Source organism: Thiobacillus sp. SCN 63-57 (assembly GCF_001725555.1).
Lineage (GTDB): Bacteria > Pseudomonadota > Gammaproteobacteria > Burkholderiales > Thiobacillaceae > Thiobacillus.
The window spans coordinates 1-22,160 of record NZ_MEGP01000032.1 but is presented as its reverse complement, the minus strand read 5'-3'; the positions used below and the strand labels follow the sequence as shown (position 1 = coordinate 22,160).

The window sequence follows — 22,160 nt, the reverse complement described above, 5'->3', positions numbered from 1 at the left end:
CGGAGCAGACGCCGCATTGCATGCACATCTTCACCCAGTCGCCCATCTCGACCTGTTCTTCGATTTCCTTCAGGAAGTTGTTGCGGTATTTCTCCGCCAGTGCGGTGTTTGCGCTCATGGTGGGTCTCCTGTTAGAAGCCTTTGAACGGGCTGGGGCCTACGGCAACCAGCTCGGCGGCATACTTGTTGATCATGTCGGGCACCCGCTCGATGTCGGTGATGGCGACTTCGAGATCGCGCACACGCTCCGATTCCAGATTCAGCGTCTTCAACGTGTCATCGATCTTGGACATGCGCACACGCCCCAGTTCGGAACCCTTGACGAAGTGGCACTGATATTCGTCGCCGGATTTGCAGCCCATCAGCATCACGCCGTCGTAGCCGGCGTTGAGTGCATCGGTGATCCAGATGGTGTTGACGGAACCGAGACAGCGGATCGGAATGATGCGCACGAAGGCCGAGTACTCGTTGCGGCTCATGCCCGCCATATCGAGCGCCGGGTAGGCGTCGTTCTCGCACGCCAGGATCAGGATGCGCGGCTTTTCCGAGAACTCGTCGGGGATATCGACCGCCTTGATCTGCGCACCGACCGTGTTGACCGAATAGTTCTCGAACGAGATCACGCGCACCGGGCAGGCGCCCATGCAGGTCCCGCAACGGCGGCAGCGTGATTCGTTGAATACCGGAAAGCGCTTTTCGTCCTCGTCGATGGCGCCGAACGGACATTCCACCGTGCAGCGCTTGCACTGCGTACAGCCTTCCAGACGCACCTTCGGGAACGACAGGTCGCCCGAGCGCGGATGCGCGGCGCGGCCGAGCTCGGCATTTTCCAGTGCCTGGATCGCTTTCAGCGCGGCACCGGTGGCATCCTCGCGCGCCTGCACGATGTCCATCGGGCGGCGCACCGGCCCGGCGGTGTAGATGCCGGTGCGGCGGGTCTCGTAGGGAAAGCAGATGAAGTGCGAATCGGTGAAGCCCTGCTTCAACTGCGGCACATCCGGGCCCTGACGATAGGTCAGGTTGAGGATGGAGATCGGCTTCACTTCCACCGTGCCGGCAGCTGCGGACTCGCCTTCCTGGCCCTCGACCTGCGGCTTGGTCAGCGCATCGATGTTGATGCCCGAGTTCGCCACTTGGCCGGTCGCCAGCACCACCAGGTCGACGTCCACCATCGACGCGTCGGTGTCGCCCAGGATCAGGTCGTTGAATTTGACCGTGCTGGTATTGCCGTTCGGCACCACTTCGGCGACCTTGCCCTTGGTGAAGATGACGCCCTTCTCCTGCGCGCTACGGTAGAAGTCCTCGCCGTTGCCGGGGGTACGCAGGTCCGTGTAGATGATGGTGGTGTCGACGGACGGATTGGTATCCTTGAAGTACATCGCCTGCTTGATGCTGGCGTTGCAGCAGAAACCCGAGCAGTAGGACAGGTGCGTGCCGGTCGGGTCGCGTTGGCCGGCGCATTGCACGAACACCACCGATTTCACCGGCTGGTTGTCCGACGGACGGCGAATGATGCCGTCTCCTGCCGCAGCCGCTTTCGCCAGCGCTTCGAGGCCGGCCTGGTCGACCACGTTGGGCGACTTGCCGCCGCCGAGTTCGGGCAGCTTGTTCATGTCGTACAACGTGAAACCGGTTGCCTGCACGATCGCACCGATGTCTTCGGTGTGCGTCGCACCCGATTCGGTGGCGATATCGACCACGAAACGGCCCGGCGCACCATCGGTCTTGGCGATGGTGGCGTTGAGGTAGACCTTGATGTTGCTGTCGCCCATCACCAGGGAGGCGAGGTCGGCCACGCCGGTATCGGCCGGCGACTTGAAAGGCTCGTGCACCGGCGTGCGCTTGTAGAGCTTGCCGGCCCAGCCGCCGAGTTCGCCGGACTTTTCCACCAGCACCACCGAATAACCGGTCTTCGACGCTTCGATCGCGGTCGTCATGCCGGTCACGCCACCGCCCACCACCAGCAGGGTCTTGCTGCTGCCGGTATTGGTGTTGCCGCCGGGTGCGGTCATCGCCTTCACTTCGGCGCAACCCATGCGGATGTAGTCTTCCGCCATGTCCTGCGTGGTTTCGCGCGCTTCCTCGGTATCGGGACGGATCCAGATGACGCCTTCGCGCAGGTTGGCACGCGCCACCGCGTTTTCGGGGAAGAAGAACGCTTCGGTCTTGGCGCGGCGCGAGCAGGCGCCGATCATGATGTGGGTGACGCCTTCGTTCGCGATGTCGTTCTTGATCATCGCCACGCCGTCGGCGTTGCACAGGAAATCGTGCGATTTCGCCAGCGGCACCTTGCCGTCCTTCTGTGCGATCTTGACCAATGCGTCCGTATCCAGACGCTCGCCGAGTCCGCAGCCCTTGCAGATATACGCTGCGACTTTGATGTCAGCCATTGTTTACGCCTCCGCCTTCGCTACTTTGTTGACCACCTGGATGGCGCGCAATGCCGCCGCGGTGGCCGATTGCACGGCACGGTTCACGTCCAGCGCATTCGACGCGCAACCGGCGCCGAACACGGCACCGTTGGCCGGATCGGCTTCGATGAAGCCGCTCGAATCCGCCACGATGTGGCCGGGAATGTTGATGCCCTTGACCGAGGGCTCCATGCCGACCGCCAGCACCACCAGGTCGTGCGGCGTGGTGTAGCGCTTGTAGCCTTCGGTGTTGACGCCCCAGCATACCGGGTTGCCCTGCTCGTCCTCGGTGATCTTCGCGACCTTGGACTTGATGAAGGTGACCGAGGGATCGGCCTGCACCTTCTGATAGAAATCCTCGAAGCGGTCGATGGCGCGGATGTCGATGTAGTAGATGGTCGACTTGCCGTCTTCCGGATACTTCTCGCGCACGTAGTGCGTCTGCTTCAGCGACGCCATGCAGCAGATGCGCGAACAGTGACGCAGGTGGTTCTCGTCACGCGAGCCGGCGCACTGGATGAAGGCGATGTTCTTCGCTTCCTTGCCGTCGCTGGGACGCAGGATCTTGCCGCCGGTGGGGCCGTGGATGTCGGCCAGGCGCTCGAACTCGACGCTGGTGATGACGTTCTTGAAGCGGCCATAGCCGTAGGGCTGAATCTTCGCCGCGTCATAGGGCTTCCAGCCGGTCGCCCATACCACCGCGCCGGCCTTGACCTGGATCGTCTCCTCCTTCATGTCGAGGTCGATCGCGCCGTATTTGCAGGCGGCCTTGGCCTTGTCCGCATCGGGGGTACCGATGATCGCCGGGTCCAGCACGTAGCGCTGCGGATAGGCCATCGCATTCGGCAGGTAGGCCGCCTTGTGCTGGCCGAGGTTGTAGTTGAACGGATCGTCCACCATCGTCTCGACCGCGCGCCCGCAATCGCCGCAGGCGGTGCAGTTCTCGTTCACGTAGCGCGGCTTGATCTTGATGGTGGCGGTATAGTCGCCGGTACCGCCTTCGATGCCGGAGACTTCGGCGAGCGTCAGCACGCGCACGCGGGGGTTGTTCTTGAGGCGGCGCAGGTTGATTTCCAGACCGCAGGTGGGGTGGCACAGCTTGGGGAAGTAGCGATACAACTGGGAAGTCCGTCCGCCCAGTGCGGGATTTTTCTCAACCAGAACGACGTTCTTGCCGGTTTCGGCCGCTTCGAGCGCGGCGGTCATGCCGGAAATCCCGCCGCCCACCACGAGAATCGTCTCGTTGGTCGCAACATGCTCCGTCATTGTTGTTTCCTCCATCCAATGGATGCAAAATCATTTGAAACCGCCCGAAAAACCGCCCCGGACGGTCGGGCATTTCGCCCATAAGTGAATCCCTGAAATGGTACTCCGAAGGCCATGCCTGCCGCCACGGCCAAGTGCGCATTCTCAATCGAAGTTTTCTATGCGGGAATAAGGGGAAGTGTTTTCAGCAGGCCGGGCCGTGCCGGCACCTCCCCTCAGGCCGGCTTGAACGATCCCATGAAACGCGTCATATCGTCGGCTGGCAACGGCCGGCTGATCAGGTAACCCTGCATCACGTCGCATTGCAGCGCGCGCAGGTAGCGCGCCTGCTCCTCGTCCTCCACGCCCTCGGCGATGATCTCGAGCCCGAGGCTGTGGCCCATGGCGATCACGGCCTTGACGATCGAGGCATTGCCGCTGTTGGTCGTCACGTCGCGCACGAAGGAAATGTCGATTTTCAGCTTGTGTACCGCCAGCTGCTGAAGATAGGCCAGCGAGGAATAGCCGGTGCCGAAATCGTCGATCGACAGGCATACGCCCAAGGCCTTGAGTTCGGCCAGCGCCTTGAAGGACTGGTCCCGGTCCACCAGGACGAAGCTTTCGGTGATTTCAAGCTCGAGCTGCGCGGGGGCGATCCCGCTGTCCTGCAACGCCTCTTTCACCGATTTGACCAGATGCCCCCGGTTGAGCTGGACGGCGGAAACGTTCACCGAAACCTGCCGGGGCGCCTGTCCGCTATCCGACCAGGCCCTGATCTGACGGCATGCCGCACGCAACACCCAATCCCCGAGCGGCACCACCAGGCCGCTTTCCTCGGCCAGCGGGATGAATGCGTCGGGCGGGATCATGCCCCGCTCCGGGTGTTGCCAGCGCACCAGCGCTTCAAGGCCCACGATCTTGCCACTGGTGAGGTCGACCTGCGGCTGGTAGTACAGACACAGTTCCTGCCGCTCGAGCGCGCGGCGCAGGTCGGCTTCGAGCGTCAAGCGCTCCTTGGAGCGGCTGGTCATCTCCGGCGAGAAGAAGCGCAGGATACCCCGCCCCTGCGCCTTGGCCTGGTGGAGTGCGGCGTCGGCGCTGCTCTGCAGGGTCGCGGCATCGCGGCCATCGGCCGGATACAGCGCGATGCCGATGCTCGCGCCGGTGTAGATCTGCTTGCCATCCAGATGGAAGCGTTCGCCCAGCGCATCGATCATGTGCTGGGCGACCAGATCGATGCCGGGCAGGCTCATGCCGCGCTCGACGATGATGTAGAACTCGTCGCCGCCGATACGGGCGATCACGCTGCCATCGGGCAGCAGGTCCAGCAGGCGCTTGCTCACCTCGACCAGCAGCTGGTCGCCCACGCTGTGGCCGAGGCTCTCGTTGACGGTCTTGAAGCTGTCGAGATCGAGGAACAACAGGGCAAACCGGCCCTGGCTGCGTTCGGCATTGAGGACGGCCTGTGCCAGCAGTTGCGCGAACAGCGCGCGATTGGGCAGGCCGGTCAGCGGATCGCGGTGCGCGAAGAAATCCAGCTTCTGCTCGGCCCGCTGGCGATCGGTGATGTCGCGATGGGAGCCGCGCACGCCCAGCGCCTTGCCTGTCGCGTCATGTACCTTCCGGCATACATGCTCGATCCAGCGTTCGCCGTCGTCGCGAGCGCGGATGCGGAAGATGAGCAGTTCCGGATTGGCACTGGACGCGCACGGACCCTGCTTTCGCCAGGCCTCCAGATCGTCCGGATGGATGATCTTCTCCATCAGGCCGGCGTCGGTGAAGAAATCGGCGGGGGCGTAGCCCGATACATCCTGGCAGGCCGGCGAGACATAGAGATAACTGCCGTCGGGGGCCAGCCAGTACTCCCAGTTGGGCGAATAGTCGGCCAGGATGCGGTACTTCTCCTCGCTCTGCTCGAGCATGGCCGTGCGCTGTGCCACCTGGTCCTCGAGAAAATGGCGCAGCCGGGCAAGCTCGAGGTGCGTGCGCACGCGCGCGCGCACCTCATCGATGTCGAACGGCTTGGTGATGTAGTCGGCCGCGCCGATGCTGAATCCCCTGACCTTCTGCTGCGTCGCATCGACCACCGTGACGAAGATGACCGGAATGCGGTTGCCGGCCGGCGTCGCCTTGATGCGCCGGCAGACTTCGTAGCCATCCATCTCCGGCATCATGATGTCGAGCAGGACCAGGTCGGGCGGCGTCGGCCCTTCGACCAGCTCGATCGCCCTGGCGCCGGTGCGGGCGACCAGGATCCGGTAGTCGTCCTTCAGCGCCTCCAGCAGCTCATGGATGTTTTCCGGAATGTCGTCGACCACCAGCAGCGAGGGCGGGCGTTCCGGATCGGCATGCTCGGCAATGTCGAACATCACCGGGTTCTTCCGGTAGCGCTGCAATTCGAGCTGGGTGCGGATGCGCACATGCAGCAGTTCCGGATTGACCGGCTTGACGAGGTAATCGGCCACGCCGAGCCTGAGGCCGCGCGCCTCGTCGGTGGCATCGTCCTGCGCCGTGACGAACATGACGGGGATGTCCGCGGTAGCGGGGTGCGATTTCAGGTGGGCCAGCACGGAATAGCCGTCCATGCCCGGCATGCGGATATCGAGCAGGATCAGGTCGGGCGGTGGCTGGTGCTGGGCAAGCTGGAGGGCCTTCTCGCCGCTGGTGGCCGCAATGATCGCATAGTCGTCGCGCAGGACATGCATCAGCGCGTGCAGATTCTCGTGCACGTCGTCGACGATGAGGATGCGGGGGCGACCCGGGGCGGATTGCGTCATAGGCTCACTCCGTTTCCGATTTCAGGCGTTCCAGCAGCGTACGGAGCTGCATCCGTGCTTCATCGATGGCGAAGACATCGACCTCGGCGGCCAGTGCTGCGATCTCCGCTTCCAGCGGCGTACCGCACACGCCCGCGCGCAGTTCCAGCAACAGGGGCTCCGCCGCCCCCAGGTCGCCGTCCAGGGCCCGCGCCAGACGGTCCAGCCGCGCCCGAATCCCGGCCGCATCGAGCGGTTCGGCAGCAGGCACGGGGGCCGGCGGAAGTCGGGATGCCAGGCTGTCGATATCCTGCATCACCGCCTGCAGTCGCGCCTGCAAGTCCGCCAGCACGGCCGGGGGAGGCAGCGTCTCCTGCTTCAGCAGCGTGTCGACCTCGCCCACTTTCTCGTACAGCGCCGTGGCCCCGATATTCCCGGTGACGCCCTTCAGTGCATGGCAATACGCTTCCGCCTGCTGCAGGTTCGCCTGCGCCAGCAGCCGCTGGAGTTCCTCGCCGGCGTCGGCATAGCGCTCGCGAAAACGGCGCAACTGCCTGCAGTATGCCTCGACCTTGCCGCCGATGCGGCGAATGCCTTCGCTCGCGTCGAGACTGGCGAGCGCCCGCAGCGCGGGCGGGATATCCTCCATGCGTCGTTCCGGCGCGGCATGTACCGCCGCGCCACTACGAGGCGCCCGCAGGTGCAGCCATTTCGCCAACACGCTCAGCAGTCGGTCGGGCGCCACCGGTTTGGTGACATGGTCGTTCATCCCTGCGCTCTGGCTCTTTTCGGCATCCTGCACCATGGCCAGCGCGGTCATGGCGATGATCGGCAGCGTGGCGAAACGCTCGCCGCCGGGCGCCGCTGCCAGCGCACGAATCCGGCGAGACGCTTCCAGGCCGTCCATGACCGGCATCTGGATGTCCATCAGGACGGCATCGTAATCCTGCATCCGCACCTTCTCGACCGCCTCCTGGCCATTCACGGCCACGTCCACCTCGATGCCTTCGCTGCGCAGCAGCTCGGTGGCGAATTCGCGGTTGATGTCGTTGTCCTCGACCAGCAGCAGGCGGGCGCCGGCCAGCTGGCCGGCAGACACCGCGTGATCCAGCGGGTTGCCGCGTAGCCGGTCGTCCGGGCCGAGGATGCGTCCGCGCCCCAGCACCGAGAGGATGGTGTCGAGCAGCGTCGACGGCGACACCGGCTTGATGAGAAAGCCGTTCACGCCCACCTGTTCGGCCAGCCGGATCACGTCCTCGCGCCCGTAGGCGGTCACCATCACCACCTTGGGCTGGTGCGGGCCGGGCAGATCGCGATGGATGCGCTGCGTCGCCTCGTCACCGTTCATCCCCGGCATGCGCCAGTCCATCAGCACCAGGTCGAAGGGCGCGTCGCCTGCCGCCTTGAGCGCCGCCAGGGCGGCCGGGCCGCTTTGCGCCGTTTCCACGTCGAGATGGAAGAAGCGCAGCATCCCCGCCAGGATTTCGCACGACACTTCGTTGTCGTCCACCACCAGGACACGGATCCCCTTGAGCAGCGGGCCCGCCTGCTCCACCAGCTCGCGCCGCCGCGCCTCGGCCTGCTGGGCGATCAGAAACCGGACCGTGAAGCAGATCGTCGTACCCACCCCCGGCTGCGAATCCTCCACCCAGATGCGGCCGCCCATCTGTTCGACCAGATTCCTGGAAATGGCGAGTCCCAGGCCGGTACCGCCGAAACGGCGCGTGGTCGACTGGTCGGCCTGGGTGAATTTCTCGAACAGTCGGGACTGCACCTCCGCCGTCATGCCGATGCCGGAGTCGCGCACGCAGGCCTGCAGGGTGAGCGCCGTGTCGGTGAGGTCGATGCCGCTGAGCGCCAGTTCGACTTCGCCTTGCTCGGTGAATTTCACGGCGTTGCCGCACAGGTTGAGCAGCACCTGGCCCAGGCGCAGCGGATCGCCAATCAGCACCGGCGGGATCGACACGTCATAGCGGATGAGGAATTCGATGCCCTTGTGCTCGAGCTGGTAGCTGATCGCGTCGGCCAACTGTTCCATCACCCCGTCGAGGCCGAACTCAACGCTTTCGATCTCCAGCTTGCCGGCTTCGATCTTCGAAAAATCGAGAATGTCGTTGATGATGCCGAGGAGCGAATGCGCCGCGCCCTGTGCCTTGGTCAGGTGGTTGCGCAGGCTGGGCGCCAGGTCGCCCTTGAGCGCCAGATAGAGCATGCCGAGGATGGCGTTCATCGGGGTGCGGATTTCGTGACTCATGTTGGCCAGGAAATCCGACTTCATGCGCGTCGCCTCCTCGGCCAGGGCCTTGGCCGTGCGCATGGCCTCCATGGCGGCGCGTTCGGCCGTGATGTCCTCGATGATGCCCACTACCCCCTTGGACGGATCGGCGGGATCGACACTGCGCACCGACATCCGGGACCAGAAACGGCTGCCGTCCTTGCGCACGACCGGTTGCTCGCGCACATGAGTTTCGCCCCGCGCGATCTGCGCATACATCTCCTGGCCGACCTGGATGAAGCTGGCGTCATCGGCATACCACATGCGCGTCGACCGGCCGACCTGCTCGCCCGGCGCACAGCCGAACAGTTCGTCCATACGCCGGTTGCTGCGCACGACGATCCGCTCCTTCGCCAGCACGATCCCCACGCTGGCGGAATCGAACAGGGCCTGCAATTCGCCGCTGCGCTCCGCCACCAGCCGCTCCAGATCGGCACGCTGGCGCTCCAGCTCCTGCGTCGTCCTCACCAGCGCCCGCGTCCGCTGGTCCACCTGCCAGCGCAGCAGCAGGCTGATCAGCAGCAGCAGCAACATCGCCGCCGCCAGCCCGGCCAGCGACCAGCGCACCCAGCGTGGTATCCGCGTGGCGGACGCCGCCGCCATCGTGCGATGCAGAGCCTCGAAATAGACCGAATCGGGATCGTGCCGCCAGGCGGTCAGATGCGCATCGATGCGCGCCAGCAGATCGGCGTTGCGGCCTTTCGTCGTCGCAAAGTAAAGGGTCGATGGCAGAAAGACGATTGGCGTTTCCTGCAACTTGTACTGGTCGCCATTGCGCGCGGCATAGAAACTGTTGGTCACCACGGCATCGGCCTCGCCCGCCGCCACGGCGGCGTACCCCTGGTCCAGCGACGTCACCGGCACGGCCTGGTAGGCGAGGTGGCTGCCCGCCATCAACTGGGCGAAGAAGGCTTGCTGGATCCCGCCCTGCAGGATGGCGATGCGCCGGCCGGCAAGATCGGTGAGCGATTGCACCTTGAGGTGGGGGGCGCTGTAAACCTGGGACCAGCTGCTGGCGACCGAGACGCCGTGAAAATCGTAACGCTGGGCGCGCTCGCTCGAGAAGGCCACATCGGGCATCAGGTCGATCTGCCCAAGCGCCAGCTGCTGGAGGCAGCTCGACCACTGGCACGGGATATAGCGCAGTTGCCAGCCTTCGTCGCGCGCCATCGCGTCCAGCAGTTCGACGAACAGGCCAGCCGGCTGGCCGTTCGCGTCGGTGTAGACCTTGGGTGCGTTTTCGTAGAGCCCCACCCTGACGACGCGCTGATCGTGCGTGCCCTCCAGTCCGACGCGCCATTGCCAGGCCATGGTCGCCAGTGCAAGCAGCACGGCCAAGGCGACAACGGGCAGCAGGAGGCGGGGGGATTTCAAGACCAATATTTATTTTTTATCAAGGGTCCGGCAAATATAGCCTGATTTCTTATCGAGCAGAGGCAACACCGTACCTGCCAGGCACGACATCGGGCCGGGCTGTCGCGTGAAATAGCTTAAAATTGCGGCTTGCTTCATATCAGCCTGCCCTCCCCGATGGAATCCACTCAGACCGCGCCGGCACAAACCGGCGATCCCGCCCTGGTACGCGACGTCAGGAAACGCCGCACTTTTGCGATTATCTCGCACCCCGATGCGGGTAAAACCACACTCACAGAGAAGCTATTGCTGTTCGGCGGCGCGATCCAGATGGCCGGCACGGTCAAGGCCAAGAAGAGCGGCAAGTTCGCCACCTCCGACTGGATGGCCGTGGAACAGGAACGCGGCATCTCGGTCGCGAGCTCGGTGATGCAGTTCTCCTACGACGACTGCGTGTTCAACCTGCTCGACACCCCCGGCCACAAGGACTTCTCGGAAGACACCTACCGCGTGCTCACCGCGGTCGACGCCGCGATCATGGTGGTCGACGCCGCCAAGGGCGTGGAAGAACAGACGATCAAGCTGCTGGAAGTGTGCCGGATGCGCAATACGCCCATCATCACCTTCATCAACAAGCTCGACCGCGAGGTGCGCGAGCCGCTGGAACTGCTCGACGAGATCGAGTCGATCCTGAAGATCCACTGCGCGCCGGTGACCTGGCCGATCGGCATGGGCAAGCGCTTCCAGGGCGTCTACCACCTGATCCACGACGAGATCCTGCGCTTCAAGGCCGGCGAGGAAAACGCCGGCCAGCAGTTCGAATCGCTGCAGGGGCTGGGAGAAGCGGCGTTGCGGGAGCGCTTTCCGCTCGAAGCCGACACGCTCTTGTCCGAGATCGAACTGGTGCGCGGCGCTGGGGCCACCTTCAACATCGACGACTTTCTCGCCGGCAAACAAACCCCCGTCTTCTTCGGCTCCGGCATCAACAACTTCGGCGTGCGCGAAGTGCTGCGCGCGCTGTCCGACTGGGCGCCGTCGCCGCTGCCGCGCGAGGCCATCGAACGCACGGTCGACCCCGCCGAACCCAAGTTCACCGGTTTCGTGTTCAAGATCCAGGCCAACATGGATCCGCAGCACCGCGACCGCATCGCCTTCTTCCGCGTCTGCTCGGGCCGCTACAGCCCCGGCATGAAGGTGCGCCACCGCCGCACCGGCAAGGACATGAAGATCGCCAACGCCGTCGTCTTCATGGCCAACGAGCGCACCCGCATGGAAGACGCCGTGGCCGGCGACATCATCGGCATCCACAACCACGGCCAGCTGCACATCGGCGACACCCTCACCGAAGGCGAGGCCCTGCAGTACAAGGGCATCCCCTACTTCGCCCCCGAACTCTTCTCCAAGCCGCGCCTGCGCGATCCACTGCGCGCCAAGCAACTGAACAAAGGCCTACTGGAACTCGGTGAGGAAGGCGCGGTGCAGGTGTTTGCCCCCTTCGCTGACAATACGCTCCTGATCGGCGCCGTCGGCCCGCTGCAGTTCGAGATCGTTGCGCATCGGCTGAGAACCGAATACGGCGTCGACGCCACCTTCGAGAACGCCGGCATCCACACCGCGCGCTGGGTCACCTGCCCGGATGCCCAGCACCTGGCTGAATTCACCAAGGCCAATACGCTGAAGCTGGCAAAGGACGTCGACGGCAACCTGGTCTATCTGGCGGATACGCGGGTGAATCTGCAACTGGCGCAGGAGCGCTGGCCCAAGGTCGCGTTCCACGACACGCGGGAGCATGGGCAGGTGATGGGTTGACCTAGACGGTCATCCCGAAGACACCGCCGCTACAACACCCACCCCACCAGTTCCAGCGCCCCGCGCACCACCGCCGCCACGGCAAGCGCCACGCCGATGGAAAGCGCGACCGAATAGAGCGCGTCACGCCGGCCGAGCAGCTTAAGCATCATGGCGAAAGTGGACACGCAGGGCACGTAAAAAGTCAGGAACACCAGGAAGGTGGCAATCTGCGTGGTGTCGAGCACGCTGGCCAGCTCTTGCGTGCCGAGCGCCTGGAACACCATGAGCAGCGACAGTTCCTTGCGCAGCACGCCGAACAGGATCGGCACCCCAAGCGCCACCGGCAGCCCCAGCCACCACACCGTCACCGGCGTGAGCGTGAGATTGACCCAGGCATCGGCGCCGTAATGGCTCAGCAGTGCCAGCACCACGCTGCCCGCCACCAGGAGCGGCAGCACGATGGTGACGATGTCGCGGCTGCGCTCCCAGGTATTGGCCAGCAAGGCGCGCAGGGTGGGCACGGCGTAGGCGGGAATTTCCTGGATCATGCCTGGCGTGGTCTCGGGATAGCGGCGCTTCAGGAGCTTGCCGACCAGGCTGACGACGACGGGCGCGAGCATGAAGAGGGCGAACACGCCGAAGCCGCCGAGATATTTTCCACCCACCGCAAGGATGATGGCCGAGCGCGCCGAACACGGCAGGAAGGTGATCAGCAGCGAGGCTACCGTGCGGTCGCGGCCGTGGGTGACGGCCGCGGTTGCGGCCAGCGCAGGCACGTTGCAGCCCAGCCCCATCAGGAACGGCAGGGCGACGCCGCCGTGCAGCCCCAGCCGATGGAAGCCGCGATCGACCACGAAGGCCACGCGGTGCATGATCCCGGATTCCTCCAGCCACACCAGCAGCAACACCAATGGAATCATGTAGGGAATGACGATGCCGGCGAGACCGATGAAGCCGTCGAGCACCGCGCGGCCGAGCACGCCCGTGAGTTCGGTCGGCTGCCACGGCTCGGCCCACGCGATCAAGCGCGCGACCGTCAGGCTGTCGAGCACGGCGCTCACCTCGAATACGAACAGCAGCACCAGCGCGAACACCGCCAGCGTGCCGACGAAGCCCCAGCGCGGATGCAGGAAAAGATCATCGGCCCACACCTGCCAGCGCGGCGGCGCACCTTCCTGACCGGGGCGGGTCGCCGCCTCGGTCAGCAGGGCGGCGCGGTGATGCCGATCGGCATGCAGCTCCTCCGCCAGCCGGCGCGGCAAGGCCGCATCGGCAATGGCGCGCGCGGCGAGCAAGGCCGCGTAGCGATCGGGGAAATGCGCCTGCAATTCCTGTGCGAAATAACCGTCGTTTTCCGCGAGCTGTAGCGTCAGTAGCGTCTCGGGGACTGCGAAAGCCGCCGCCACGTCCGGCTGGCGCGCGATCTCGGCAATGGCCCGCAATTGCGCTTCGATGTGCGCACTGTAGGGCGGAGTCGCCGGATGCGGTTGCAGAAATCTTGCTTCGCGGGCGACGTGCACCACGGTGGTATACAGATCGGCCAGGCCGATGCCCATGTGCGCCACGGTCGGCACCACCGGCGCGCCCAGTTGGGCCGACAGGGCGCGCACATTGATGAAGCGTCGCCGGGCACGTGCCTCGTCCATGCGGTTGAGCGCAAACACCATCGGCCTCCCCAGCTGCATCAACTCCAGCGCGAGCTCGAGATCGCGTTCCAGCGCCGTGGCATCCATCACCACCAGCAGCACATCCGGAGCGGCAAATGTGCTGTCGGGCTGGTTCGTCTCGTGCTGCGCGATGGCCGGCCAGCGGTCGCCCCACAACAGATACTTCAACGTCACACAGGCGTCCGCATCCAGATGGTGCAGGCCGCCGATGGCGGGTAAGGCGACCAGGGAAATCTGGTCGATCCCTACCTCGACCAGGCATTCCTCATACGCAGGCCCGATGCCGGCCAGACGCTCGTGGTGGGTGGACGTACTGGCGGCCGCACGAAAAATGCTGTGCTTGCCGCTGCCGGTGCGGCCGACGATGGCCACGCGAGGGCGCCTGGCACCGCGCAGCCCGGGGCCGTGAAGGGGAAAACTATGCGCGGGCGAGGTCATGGAATGAAAACGCTCAGCTTTCCCTGAACAAACGGATCGCCTCGTCCAGCCGCTGCACCGCATGCACCGTCATGCCGGCGATCTTCTGCTTGGGCTGGTTGGCGGCCGGGACGATGGCCTGGGTGAAGCCGAGCTTGGCGGCTTCCTTGAGGCGCTCCTGGCCGCGCTGTACCGGGCGGATTTCTCCGGCGAGGCCAACTTCGCCGAACATCACCAGCTTGTCGGGCAGCGGCTGGCTGCGGAGCGAGGACACGATGGCGGCGAGCACGGCGAGGTCGGCGGCGGGTTCGCTGATCTTCACCCCGCCGACGGCGTTGACGAACACGTCCTGATCGAAGCAGGCGATGCCGGCGTGGCGGTGCAGCACGGCGAGCAGCATGGCGAGGCGGTTCTGCTCCAGGCCGACGCTCAATCGGCGCGGGCTCGGCGCGTGACTGGAATCGACCAGCGCCTGGATTTCCACCAGCAGCGGCCGCGTGCCTTCCTGCGTCACCAGCACGCACGAACCCGGCACCGGCTCGCCGTGGCGCGACAGGAAGATCGCTGAGGGGTTGGAGACGCCCTTGAGGCCTTTTTCGGTCATCGCGAACACGCCGATCTCGTTGACTGCACCGAAGCGGTTCTTGAACGCGCGCACCAGCCGGAAGGACGAACCGGTGTCACCCTCGAAATACAGCACAGTGTCGACGATGTGCTCGAGCACGCGCGGGCCGGCGATGGCGCCTTCCTTGGTGACGTGGCCGACGAGGATGATGGCGGTGCCGGTCTGCTTCGCGTGGCGCGTCAGCTGCGCGGCGCACTCGCGCACCTGCGCCACCGAACCGGGCGCGGAGGTCAGCGCCTCCGAATAGACGGTCTGGATCGAGTCGATCACCGCAACCTCGGGCTTCATCTCGGTCAGCTGCGCGAGGATGGCTTCCAGCCGGATTTCCGGCAGCACCGGCAGATTGGTCTCGGGCAGGGAAAGCCGCCGCGCGCGCAGCGCGACCTGGCGCGCCGATTCCTCGCCGCTGATGTAGAGCGTTTTCAGGTTGCCGGATAGACCGGCCAGGGCTTGCAACAGCAGCGTCGACTTGCCGATGCCGGGGTCGCCGCCGATCAGCACCACCCCGCCCGGCACCAGGCCGCCGCCAAGCACGCGGTCGAGTTCGCCGATGTCGGTGGCGATGCGGCTTTCCTCGGAGGCCTCGACGTCATGCAGCAGTTGCACGGTGCTGGTCGCCGCCAACGCGGCGAAACGCGGTTTCGCTGATTCGGCGATGGTCTCGACCAGGGTATTCCAGGCGTTGCAGTGGGGGCACTGACCCTGCCACTTGGGCGACTGTCCGCCGCATTCGGTGCAGGTGTAGATCGTCTTGGTTTTGGCCATCCGCTACCCGCTAATTACGCGGCAGGGAATACGCCCGTCGACAGATAACGGTCGCCGCGGTCGCAGACGATGGAGACGATGACGGCGTTCTGAACCTCTTTGGACAGCTGCAGCGCAGCCCACAGCGCGCCGCCGGACGAGACGCCGGCGAAGATGCCTTCCTCGCGCGCCATCCGGCGGGTGGTTTCCTCTGCATTCAACTGGCTCACATAGATCATGTGGTCGACACGGTCGTAGTCACAGATTTGCGGTACATACTCGTCCGGCCATTTGCGGATGCCGGGAATCTGCGACCCTTCGGTGGGCTGCACGCCGACGATCTGGATGGAGGGGTTCTGTTCCTTGAGGTAGCGCGAGCAGCCCATGATGGTGCCGGTGGTGCCCATGCTGGAGACGAAGTGGGTGATCGTACCCTGCGTGTCACGCCAGATCTCGGGACCGGTGGTACGGTAGTGGGCGGCGGGATTGTCGGGGTTGGCGAACTGGTCGAGGATCTTGCCGATGCCCTGCTTCTCCATCGCGATCGCCAGGTCGCGCGCGCCTTCCATGCCGGCTTCCCTGCTCACCAGCTGCAACTCGGCACCGAACGCACGCATGGTCTGCTGGCGTTCGATCGAGGCATTCTCGGGCATGAGCAGGATGAGCTTGTAGCCGCGCATGGCCGCCGCCATCGCCAGTGCGATGCCGGTGTTGCCGCTGGTCGCCTCGATCAGGGTGTCGCCGGGCTTGATCTCGCCCCGCGCCTGGGCCGCATCGATCATCGACAGCGCCGGGCGGTCCTTCACCGAGCCGGCCGGATTGTTGCCTTCGAGCTTGACGAGAATCGTGTTGCTGGTCGTACCGGGCATGCGCTTCAGGCGCACCAGCGGCGTGTTGCCAACCGTATCCTCGATGGTCTTGTAGGTACTCATGTCTTCAACAGGTGTTCGATGTAGCGGGAAGTGCCTTCTTCCACGCTGTAAAAGGCCGCATCATACCCCGCTCCGCGTAGCGCGGAGATATCGGCTTCGGTATAGCTCTGGTACTTACCCTTGAGCGCCTCAGGAAACGCGATGTAGCTGACGAGGCCCTGAGCCTGCATCTGCTCCAGCGTCAGTGCCGGCTGACCCTCCGCGGCACGGCACGCATTGACCGCCGCCACCGCGACGTCGTTGAAGCTCTGGCAGCGTCCGGTGCCGACGTTGAAGATGCCGGACACGTCGGGATGGTCGAGGAACCACATATTGACCCGCACCACGTCCTCGATCGAGACGAAATCGCGCCGCTGCTCGCCGTTGGGATAGCCATCGCAGCCCTCGAACAGCTTCACCCTGCCCTCGGCACGGTACTGGTTGAAGAAGTGGAACGCCACCGAGGCCATGCGCCCCTTGTGCTGCTCGCGCGGGCCGTAGACGTTGAAATAGCGAAAACCCGCGATCTGCGCCGTCCGGTCGTTCCACAGGCGCCGCACGCTCTGGTCGAACAGGAACTTGGAATAGCCGTAGACGTTGAGCGGCGACTCGAATTCGCGCGATTCTGAAAACACGCGCCCCGCGCCATACACGCTCGCCGACGAGGCGTAGAGGAACTGCGCGCCCTCGTCCTGGCAGAACTTGAGCAGCGCGCTGGAGTAGCGGTAGTTGTTCTCCATCATGTAGCGCCCGTCCGTTTCCATGGTGTCGGAACACGCGCCTTCGTGGAAGATGGCCGCCACGGCGCCGTCGAGCACGCCCTCCTCGACCAGGTCGAGGAATTCGACCTTGTCGAAGTAGTCGGCGATTTCGCAGTCAGTCAGGTTCCTGAACTTGTCCGCCTTGGTCAGGTTGTCGACCGCGATGATGTTGGTCTCGCCGCGTTCGTTCAACGCTTTGACGATGTTGGCGCCGATGAATCCGGCGGCGCCGGTGACGACGGTGTACTGGCTCATGTTGTTTCCTTGAAAACTTCGTCTGCGGTGGCGACCGCGGTACCGAATTTGCCGACCACGATGCCCGCTGCACGGTTGGCCAGCCTGACGGCCTCGACGCCGCTCGCTCCAGCCGCCAGCGCCACGGCAAAGGCGGCGATGACGGTGTCGCCGGCGCCGGAGACATCGAACACTTCCTGTGCACGGGTGGCTTCGTGATGCGCGCCTTCCGCATCGAACAGGCTCATGCCCTCTTCACTGCGCGTCACCAGCAAGGCCTCCAGCTGGAAGCTCGCGCGCACGGCCGCGGCCTTGTCGGCGAGCTCGGCCTCGGATTTCCAACTACCGGCCACGTCGCGGAATTCACTGCGGTTGGGCGTGATCAGCGTGGCGCCGGTATAGCGCGCCCAGTCGTCGCCCTTGGGGTCGACCAGGATGGGCTTGTTCGCCGCACGCGCCAGTTCGATCATGCGGGTGACGTGCGTCAGCCCACCCTTGCCATAGTCCGACAGGATCACCACGTCGCAGTCGGCCAGCAGTTGCGCATAGGCTTCCAGCTTGGCCGCCAGCACCTCGTGGCCGGGCTGGGTCTCGAAGTCGACGCGCAGCAGCTGCTGCTGGCGGCCGATGACGCGTAGCTTGGTGATGGTGGAGAATGCCGGATCTTCGTGCAGATGCACGGTGAACGACTCGGCCTCGAGCAGGGCTCGCAGGGCCTGTCCGGCCTCGTCACGCCCCGCCACCGACAGCAGCGTGACCTGCGCACCGAGCGCCGCCGCGTTGCGTGCCACGTTGCCAGCGCCACCGATGCGGTCCTCGTTGCGTGTGACGTGCACCACCGGCACCGGCGCCTCGGGCGAGATGCGCGAGACATCGCCGAACCAGTAGCGATCGAGCATCACGTCGCCCACCACCAGGACGCGGGCACGGCGGATGGCGTCACGCAGCGACATTGGGTATCCCCATTACTGACGGCCGATCGGCAGGTAATCGAAGCCCATCTCGCGCATCGCCTGCGGCTCATAGAGATTGCGGCCATCGAATACCAGCGGTGTCTTCAGCAGCGACTTCATGGTGTCGAAGTTGGGGCTGCGGAAGACCTTCCATTCGGTGACGATCAAGAGCGCGTCGGCGCCTTTCAGCGCGTCCATCGGGCTGTCGACCAGCAGCAGGTCGGCGCGCTCGCCGTAGATGCGGCGCGTTTCCTCCATTGCGGCCGGATCGTAGGCCGACACGCTCGCGCCCATCGCCCACAGCGCTTCGAGCATGGTGCGGCTGGGGGCTTCGCGCATGTCGTCGGTATTGGGCTTGAACGCCAGGCCCCACATGGCAAAGCGCTTGCCCTTGAGGTCCTTGCCGAAGCGCGCGGTCAGCTTGTTGACCAGGATGTGCTTCTGCGCGTCGTTGGCCTCTTCCACGGCGTCAAGCACGCGCAAGGGAATGCCGTTTTCCTGGCCGGTGCGACGCAAGGCCTGCACGTCCTTGGGAAAACACGAGCCGCCGTAGCCGCAGCCGGCATACAGGAAGTGATAGCCGATGCGCGGGTCGGAACCGATGCCATGGCGTACCTGCTCGATGTCGGCGCCGAGCTTCTCGGCCAGCACGGCCAGCTCGTTCATGAAGGAAATGCGCGTCGCGAGCATGGCGTTGGCGGCGTACTTGGTGAGTTCGGCGCTGCGCACGTCCATCACGGTGAGGCGGTCATGGTTGCGCTGGAACGGCGCATAGAGCTGACGCAACAGTGCCGTGGCGCGCTCGCTGTCGGTACCGATGACGATACGGTCGGGCTTCATGAAGTCGTCGACCGCCGCGCCCTCCTTCAGGAACTCGGGGTTGGACGCGACGTTGAATTCGATTGCCGCGCCACGATTGGCCAACTCCTCCGTCAGTGCGGCACGCACCTTGTCGGCGGTCCCGACCGGCACGGTGGATTTGTCGACCACCAGCTTGTAGTCGCTCATGTGGCGGCCGATGTTGCGCGCCGCCGCCACCACGTACTGCAGGTCGGCCGAGCCGTCCTCATCCGGCGGCGTGCCGACGGCGATGAACTGGATCTGGCCGAAGGCCACCGACTCCTTGATGTCGGTGGTAAAGGACAGGCGACCGGCCGCGACGTTGCGCTTCACCATGTCTTCCAGCCCTGGCTCATAGATCGGAATGCCACCGGATTTCAGGATCTCGATCTTGTTGGGGTCGACGTCGAGGCACAGCACTTCATTGCCCACTTCGGCCAGACAGGTCCCGGTCACCAAGCCCACATAGCCCGTTCCAATTACCGTGATTTTCAAAGCGTCTTCTCCCTAAGAATTCTGTATATCGGACTGTATCTGTTTGAGCGCAGCCAGAGGATCGGCTGCGGCGGTGATCGGGCGCCCGATCACCAGGTCGGTCGCGCCCGCGCGCAGGGCTTCTGCCGGCGTCATCACGCGGCGTTGGTCGCCGGTTTCGGCACCGGCCGGCCGGATCCCCGGCGTGACCAGGCGGAAATCTGCGCCCAGATCGGCGCGCAGCATGGTGGCCTCCTGCGCCGAACAGACCACGCCATCGAGCTGACAAGCCTGTGTCAGCCGCGCCAGCCGCAGCACTTGGTCGGCCGGCGCATCGGCCACGCCGACCTCGGCCAGATCCTCGGCGCCCATGCTGGTCAGTACCGTCACGGCAATCAGGAGCGGCCGTTGTTCGAGGCCTGCCAGCGCATCCAGCGCTGCCGCCATCATGCGGCGCCCGCCCGAGGCATGCACGTTCATCATCCATACGCCCAGTCCAGCCGCTGCCCGGCACGCCGCCGCCACGGTATTGGGAATGTCGTGGAATTTCAGGTCGAGAAAGACATCGAAGCCGCGCGCCACCAGCGTACGCACCAGTTCCGGTCCGGCCACGGTGAACAGTTCCTTGCCCACCTTGAGCCGGCATAACGCCGGATCAAGCCGCGCCACCAGCGCCAATGCCGACGTCGCGTCCGCATAATCCAGCGCCACGATGATCTTGGTCGAATTCACCTCGTCCCTTTCACTCACTACTGACTGCTCCCCACTCACGCTTCTCCCTCGCTCCGCTCGGGATCGAAGCTGTCCCAGCGCCCGCAGGCCGGGCAACGCCAGAAGAACTGCTTCGCCTTGAAACCGCAACTGCCGCACTGGTAACGCATCATGCGCTGGCTATGCGAGGCCACCAGGGTCTTTTCCACCTGCAACAGTTCGCGCATCTCAGGCTCTGCATTGACGAGCTCGGCTTCGAGCAGGCGGTCCAGCGTGCGCAGGCTGGGATTGCGCCGCAATTCCTCGCGCGCAAGCTGGCTGGCTGCCGTAGCGCCTTCGATTTCGGCCACCGCGAGATACAGCGCATTGAACACGTCCGGCGACGGCTGCCGGGCATACAGGGCGCGCAGCCACTGCACGCCTTCGTCCAGCCGCCCCAACAGACGGTAGCTGCCGAGTACGCGATCCACGACCAATGCCATATGGGCCGCGCTTTGCGTTTCGACCAGACGCCAGTCGGCAATAGCAGCTTCGTGCCGCCCCGCTGCCGCGTCGAGGTCGCCCGCCATCAGGTTGGCGCGCACCGACTGGCGGTTGCTGGACAGCGCCTGCTGCAACTGGGCGACGGCGGCTTCAGCATTGCCCCGGGCCGATTCGAGCAGCGCCAGTTCGCAATGGAAATGGGCAATGTCGGCGTTGAGCGGCTTGCTGGTGTCCTTTTCCAGTATGTGCGCGGCGTCGATGGCCTTCTGCCAGTCCTTCTCCTGCACGTAGATTTCCAGCAGGTAGGTGCGTGCCAGACCGTGCTGTTGCGTTTTCAGCAGCCTCGTGAACACCTGTTCGGCGCGATCGAGCAGGCCCGCCTTGAGGTAATCCTGGCCTAGTTCGCTCATCGCGCGCAGACGTTGTTCCTCGGCCAGGCCTTCGCGTTCCAGCAGGTTCTCGTGCATGCGGATGGCGCGGTCGAGTTCGCCGCGCCGGCGGAACAGGCCGCCCAGCGCAAAGTGCAGGTCGATGGTTTCAGGTTCGAGCTTGACGACTTCGAGAAAGGCCTCAATGGCCTTGTCGGGCTGCTCGTTGAGCAGAAAATTCAGGCCGCGGAAATACGAGTTGGGCAGCGCACGCGACTCGGTCACCACCTGCCGGATGTCCACCCGCGCGGCCAGCCAGCCCAGCACAAAAAACAGGGGAAACGCCAGCAGCCACCAGAACTCGAATTCCATGGGCTTATACGACGGGCAGATCGGTTTGCGTGACCGTATCCAGCTCGGCCGCCTTCGGCTTGCGGCCCAGTTCGCGCCGTAGCCGGAACAGTGTGGGCAGCAAGGCGAGCACCCCGATCAGGGCGCCGAGGATGAATGCCAAGCCCAACATGACGATCAGCGGCGCCTGCCACACATAATCCAGATAGGAGTAAAAGGTCACGCTATGACTGTTTTTCAGGGCAAAGCCCAGCACCAGCAGAAAAACCAGCAGTTTTGCCAGTAAGCCCAGATAGTGCGTGAAATTTTTCATGTGTATGCGCCAGGAAGTTCGCCCATTTTACCCGCGCGGCGCCAATCGCCAAAGAAAACGGCGCCTTGCGGCGCCGTCTTGTGGGTCTTGCTGTCCTGACCGGATCTACCGGCCGCGGGCCGGTCGTGAGTACGAAGGCGCCGACGCACGTATGGCATCGCACCCACCCACAACCACGCCTAGAGCGGAAAATCCACCCGGTCGCGCAACTCCTTGCCCGCCTTGAAGTGCGGCACATACTTGGCCGGCACCTGCACGCGCTCGCCAGACTTGGGGTTGCGCCCGAGACGGGCGGGACGAAAGCTCAGACTGAAGCTGCCGAAACCGCGGATTTCGATACGTTCCCCGCGCGACAGGTTTTTCGCCAGCGCGTCGAGGATCGTTTTCACCGCCATCTCGATATCCGCAACCGAAAATTGCGAATGCCGCGCCGCCAGTTGAGCAATCAGCTCGGACTTGGTCATGGATTACTCGGCG

The 22,160-nt window shown here is 64.7% G+C and carries 15 protein-coding genes; 1 reads left to right on the top strand and 14 read right to left on the bottom strand.

Features of this window, described 5'->3' with window-relative positions; all coding sequences use genetic code 11:
- Positions 1-131 precede the first annotated feature (131 nt).
- The 4 genes from ABT23_RS12550 to ABT23_RS12535 form a co-directional block, all read right to left on the bottom strand.
- Entirely contained in the window at positions 132-2,390 is a 2,259-nt protein-coding gene (locus tag ABT23_RS12550; RefSeq protein WP_296635850.1) for an FAD-dependent oxidoreductase, read from the bottom strand.
- Between the two features lie 3 nt (positions 2,391-2,393).
- Positions 2,394-3,677: a CoB--CoM heterodisulfide reductase iron-sulfur subunit A family protein gene (locus ABT23_RS12545; RefSeq protein WP_296635847.1), complete on the bottom strand. Its 1,284-nt coding sequence runs from the start codon at positions 3,675-3,677 to the stop codon at positions 2,394-2,396.
- A gap of 215 nt (positions 3,678-3,892) precedes the next feature.
- Positions 3,893-6,433, bottom strand: a complete 2,541-nt coding sequence (locus ABT23_RS12540) for an EAL domain-containing protein (protein WP_296635843.1) — start codon at positions 6,431-6,433, stop codon at positions 3,893-3,895.
- A 4-nt stretch (positions 6,434-6,437) separates the two neighbouring features.
- The gene (locus ABT23_RS12535) at positions 6,438-10,061 is read right to left on the bottom strand and encodes a response regulator (RefSeq protein ID WP_296635840.1); all 3,624 of its coding nucleotides are present in this window, start codon (positions 10,059-10,061) and stop codon (positions 6,438-6,440) included.
- Positions 10,062-10,217: 156 nt separating this feature from the next.
- On the opposite strand from ABT23_RS12535, the gene ABT23_RS12530 reads away from it, so the two are divergent.
- The gene (locus tag ABT23_RS12530; RefSeq protein WP_296635837.1) at positions 10,218-11,849 is read left to right on the top strand and encodes a peptide chain release factor 3; all 1,632 of its coding nucleotides are present in this window, start codon (positions 10,218-10,220) and stop codon (positions 11,847-11,849) included.
- A 29-nt stretch (positions 11,850-11,878) separates the two neighbouring features.
- Here the strand turns inward: ABT23_RS12530 and ABT23_RS12525 are convergent, their stop codons facing one another.
- The 10 genes from ABT23_RS12525 to ABT23_RS12480 form a co-directional block, all read right to left on the bottom strand.
- Entirely contained in the window at positions 11,879-13,870 is a 1,992-nt protein-coding gene (locus ABT23_RS12525; protein ID WP_296635835.1) for a ferrous iron transporter B, read from the bottom strand.
- Positions 13,871-13,949: 79 nt separating this feature from the next.
- Positions 13,950-15,305: a DNA repair protein RadA gene (radA, locus tag ABT23_RS12520; RefSeq protein WP_296635832.1), complete on the bottom strand. Its 1,356-nt coding sequence runs from the start codon at positions 15,303-15,305 to the stop codon at positions 13,950-13,952.
- A 14-nt stretch (positions 15,306-15,319) separates the two neighbouring features.
- Complete coding sequence (gene cysM, locus ABT23_RS12515) at positions 15,320-16,216, bottom strand: cysteine synthase CysM (protein ID WP_296635830.1); 897 nt, start codon at positions 16,214-16,216, stop codon at positions 15,320-15,322.
- Positions 16,213-17,211 (bottom strand): ADP-glyceromanno-heptose 6-epimerase, encoded by a 999-nt coding sequence (gene rfaD / locus ABT23_RS12510; protein ID WP_296635828.1) that lies wholly within the window; start codon positions 17,209-17,211, stop codon positions 16,213-16,215. Before rfaD ends, cysM begins: the two co-directional genes overlap by 4 nt.
- The gene (rfaE1, locus tag ABT23_RS12505; RefSeq protein WP_296635825.1) at positions 17,208-18,143 is read right to left on the bottom strand and encodes a D-glycero-beta-D-manno-heptose-7-phosphate kinase; all 936 of its coding nucleotides are present in this window, start codon (positions 18,141-18,143) and stop codon (positions 17,208-17,210) included. The genes rfaD and rfaE1 overlap by 4 nt, the downstream gene beginning before the upstream one ends.
- Positions 18,144-18,155: 12 nt before the next feature.
- Entirely contained in the window at positions 18,156-19,478 is a 1,323-nt protein-coding gene (locus tag ABT23_RS12500) for a UDP-glucose/GDP-mannose dehydrogenase family protein (protein WP_296635822.1), read from the bottom strand.
- 12 nt (positions 19,479-19,490) lie between these two features.
- Positions 19,491-20,189 (bottom strand): orotidine-5'-phosphate decarboxylase, encoded by a 699-nt coding sequence (gene pyrF / locus ABT23_RS12495; RefSeq protein ID WP_296635853.1) that lies wholly within the window; start codon positions 20,187-20,189, stop codon positions 19,491-19,493.
- Between the two features lie 35 nt (positions 20,190-20,224).
- The gene (gene lapB, locus ABT23_RS12490) at positions 20,225-21,391 is read right to left on the bottom strand and encodes a lipopolysaccharide assembly protein LapB (RefSeq protein ID WP_296635820.1); all 1,167 of its coding nucleotides are present in this window, start codon (positions 21,389-21,391) and stop codon (positions 20,225-20,227) included.
- Between the two features lie 4 nt (positions 21,392-21,395).
- Positions 21,396-21,683 (bottom strand): lipopolysaccharide assembly LapA domain-containing protein, encoded by a 288-nt coding sequence (locus tag ABT23_RS12485; RefSeq protein ID WP_296635817.1) that lies wholly within the window; start codon positions 21,681-21,683, stop codon positions 21,396-21,398.
- Positions 21,684-21,862: 179 nt separating this feature from the next.
- Complete coding sequence (locus ABT23_RS12480) at positions 21,863-22,147, bottom strand: integration host factor subunit beta (protein WP_059757474.1); 285 nt, start codon at positions 22,145-22,147, stop codon at positions 21,863-21,865.
- Positions 22,148-22,160 lie beyond the last annotated feature (13 nt).

Excerpts from the sequence above, each read along its gene's own strand:
- ABT23_RS12480 (WP_059757474.1), bottom strand. The coding sequence starts at position 22,147 with ATGACCAAGTCCGAGCTGATTGCTCAACTGGCGGCGCGGCATTCGCAA.
- rfaE1 (WP_296635825.1), bottom strand. The coding sequence starts at position 18,143 with ATGTCGCTGCGTGACGCCATCCGCCGTGCCCGCGTCCTGGTGGTGGGC.
- lapB (WP_296635820.1), bottom strand. The coding sequence starts at position 21,391 with ATGGAATTCGAGTTCTGGTGGCTGCTGGCGTTTCCCCTGTTTTTTGTG.
- ABT23_RS12545 (WP_296635847.1), bottom strand. The coding sequence starts at position 3,677 with ATGACGGAGCATGTTGCGACCAACGAGACGATTCTCGTGGTGGGCGGC.
- cysM (WP_296635830.1), bottom strand. The coding sequence starts at position 16,216 with ATGAGTACCTACAAGACCATCGAGGATACGGTTGGCAACACGCCGCTG.
- radA (WP_296635832.1), bottom strand. The coding sequence starts at position 15,305 with ATGGCCAAAACCAAGACGATCTACACCTGCACCGAATGCGGCGGACAG.
- ABT23_RS12550 (WP_296635850.1), bottom strand. The coding sequence starts at position 2,390 with ATGGCTGACATCAAAGTCGCAGCGTATATCTGCAAGGGCTGCGGACTC.
- ABT23_RS12485 (WP_296635817.1), bottom strand. The coding sequence starts at position 21,683 with ATGAAAAATTTCACGCACTATCTGGGCTTACTGGCAAAACTGCTGGTT.
- rfaD (WP_296635828.1), bottom strand. The coding sequence starts at position 17,211 with ATGAGCCAGTACACCGTCGTCACCGGCGCCGCCGGATTCATCGGCGCC.
- ABT23_RS12540 (WP_296635843.1), bottom strand. The coding sequence starts at position 6,433 with ATGACGCAATCCGCCCCGGGTCGCCCCCGCATCCTCATCGTCGACGAC.
- ABT23_RS12530 (WP_296635837.1), top strand. The coding sequence starts at position 10,218 with ATGGAATCCACTCAGACCGCGCCGGCACAAACCGGCGATCCCGCCCTG.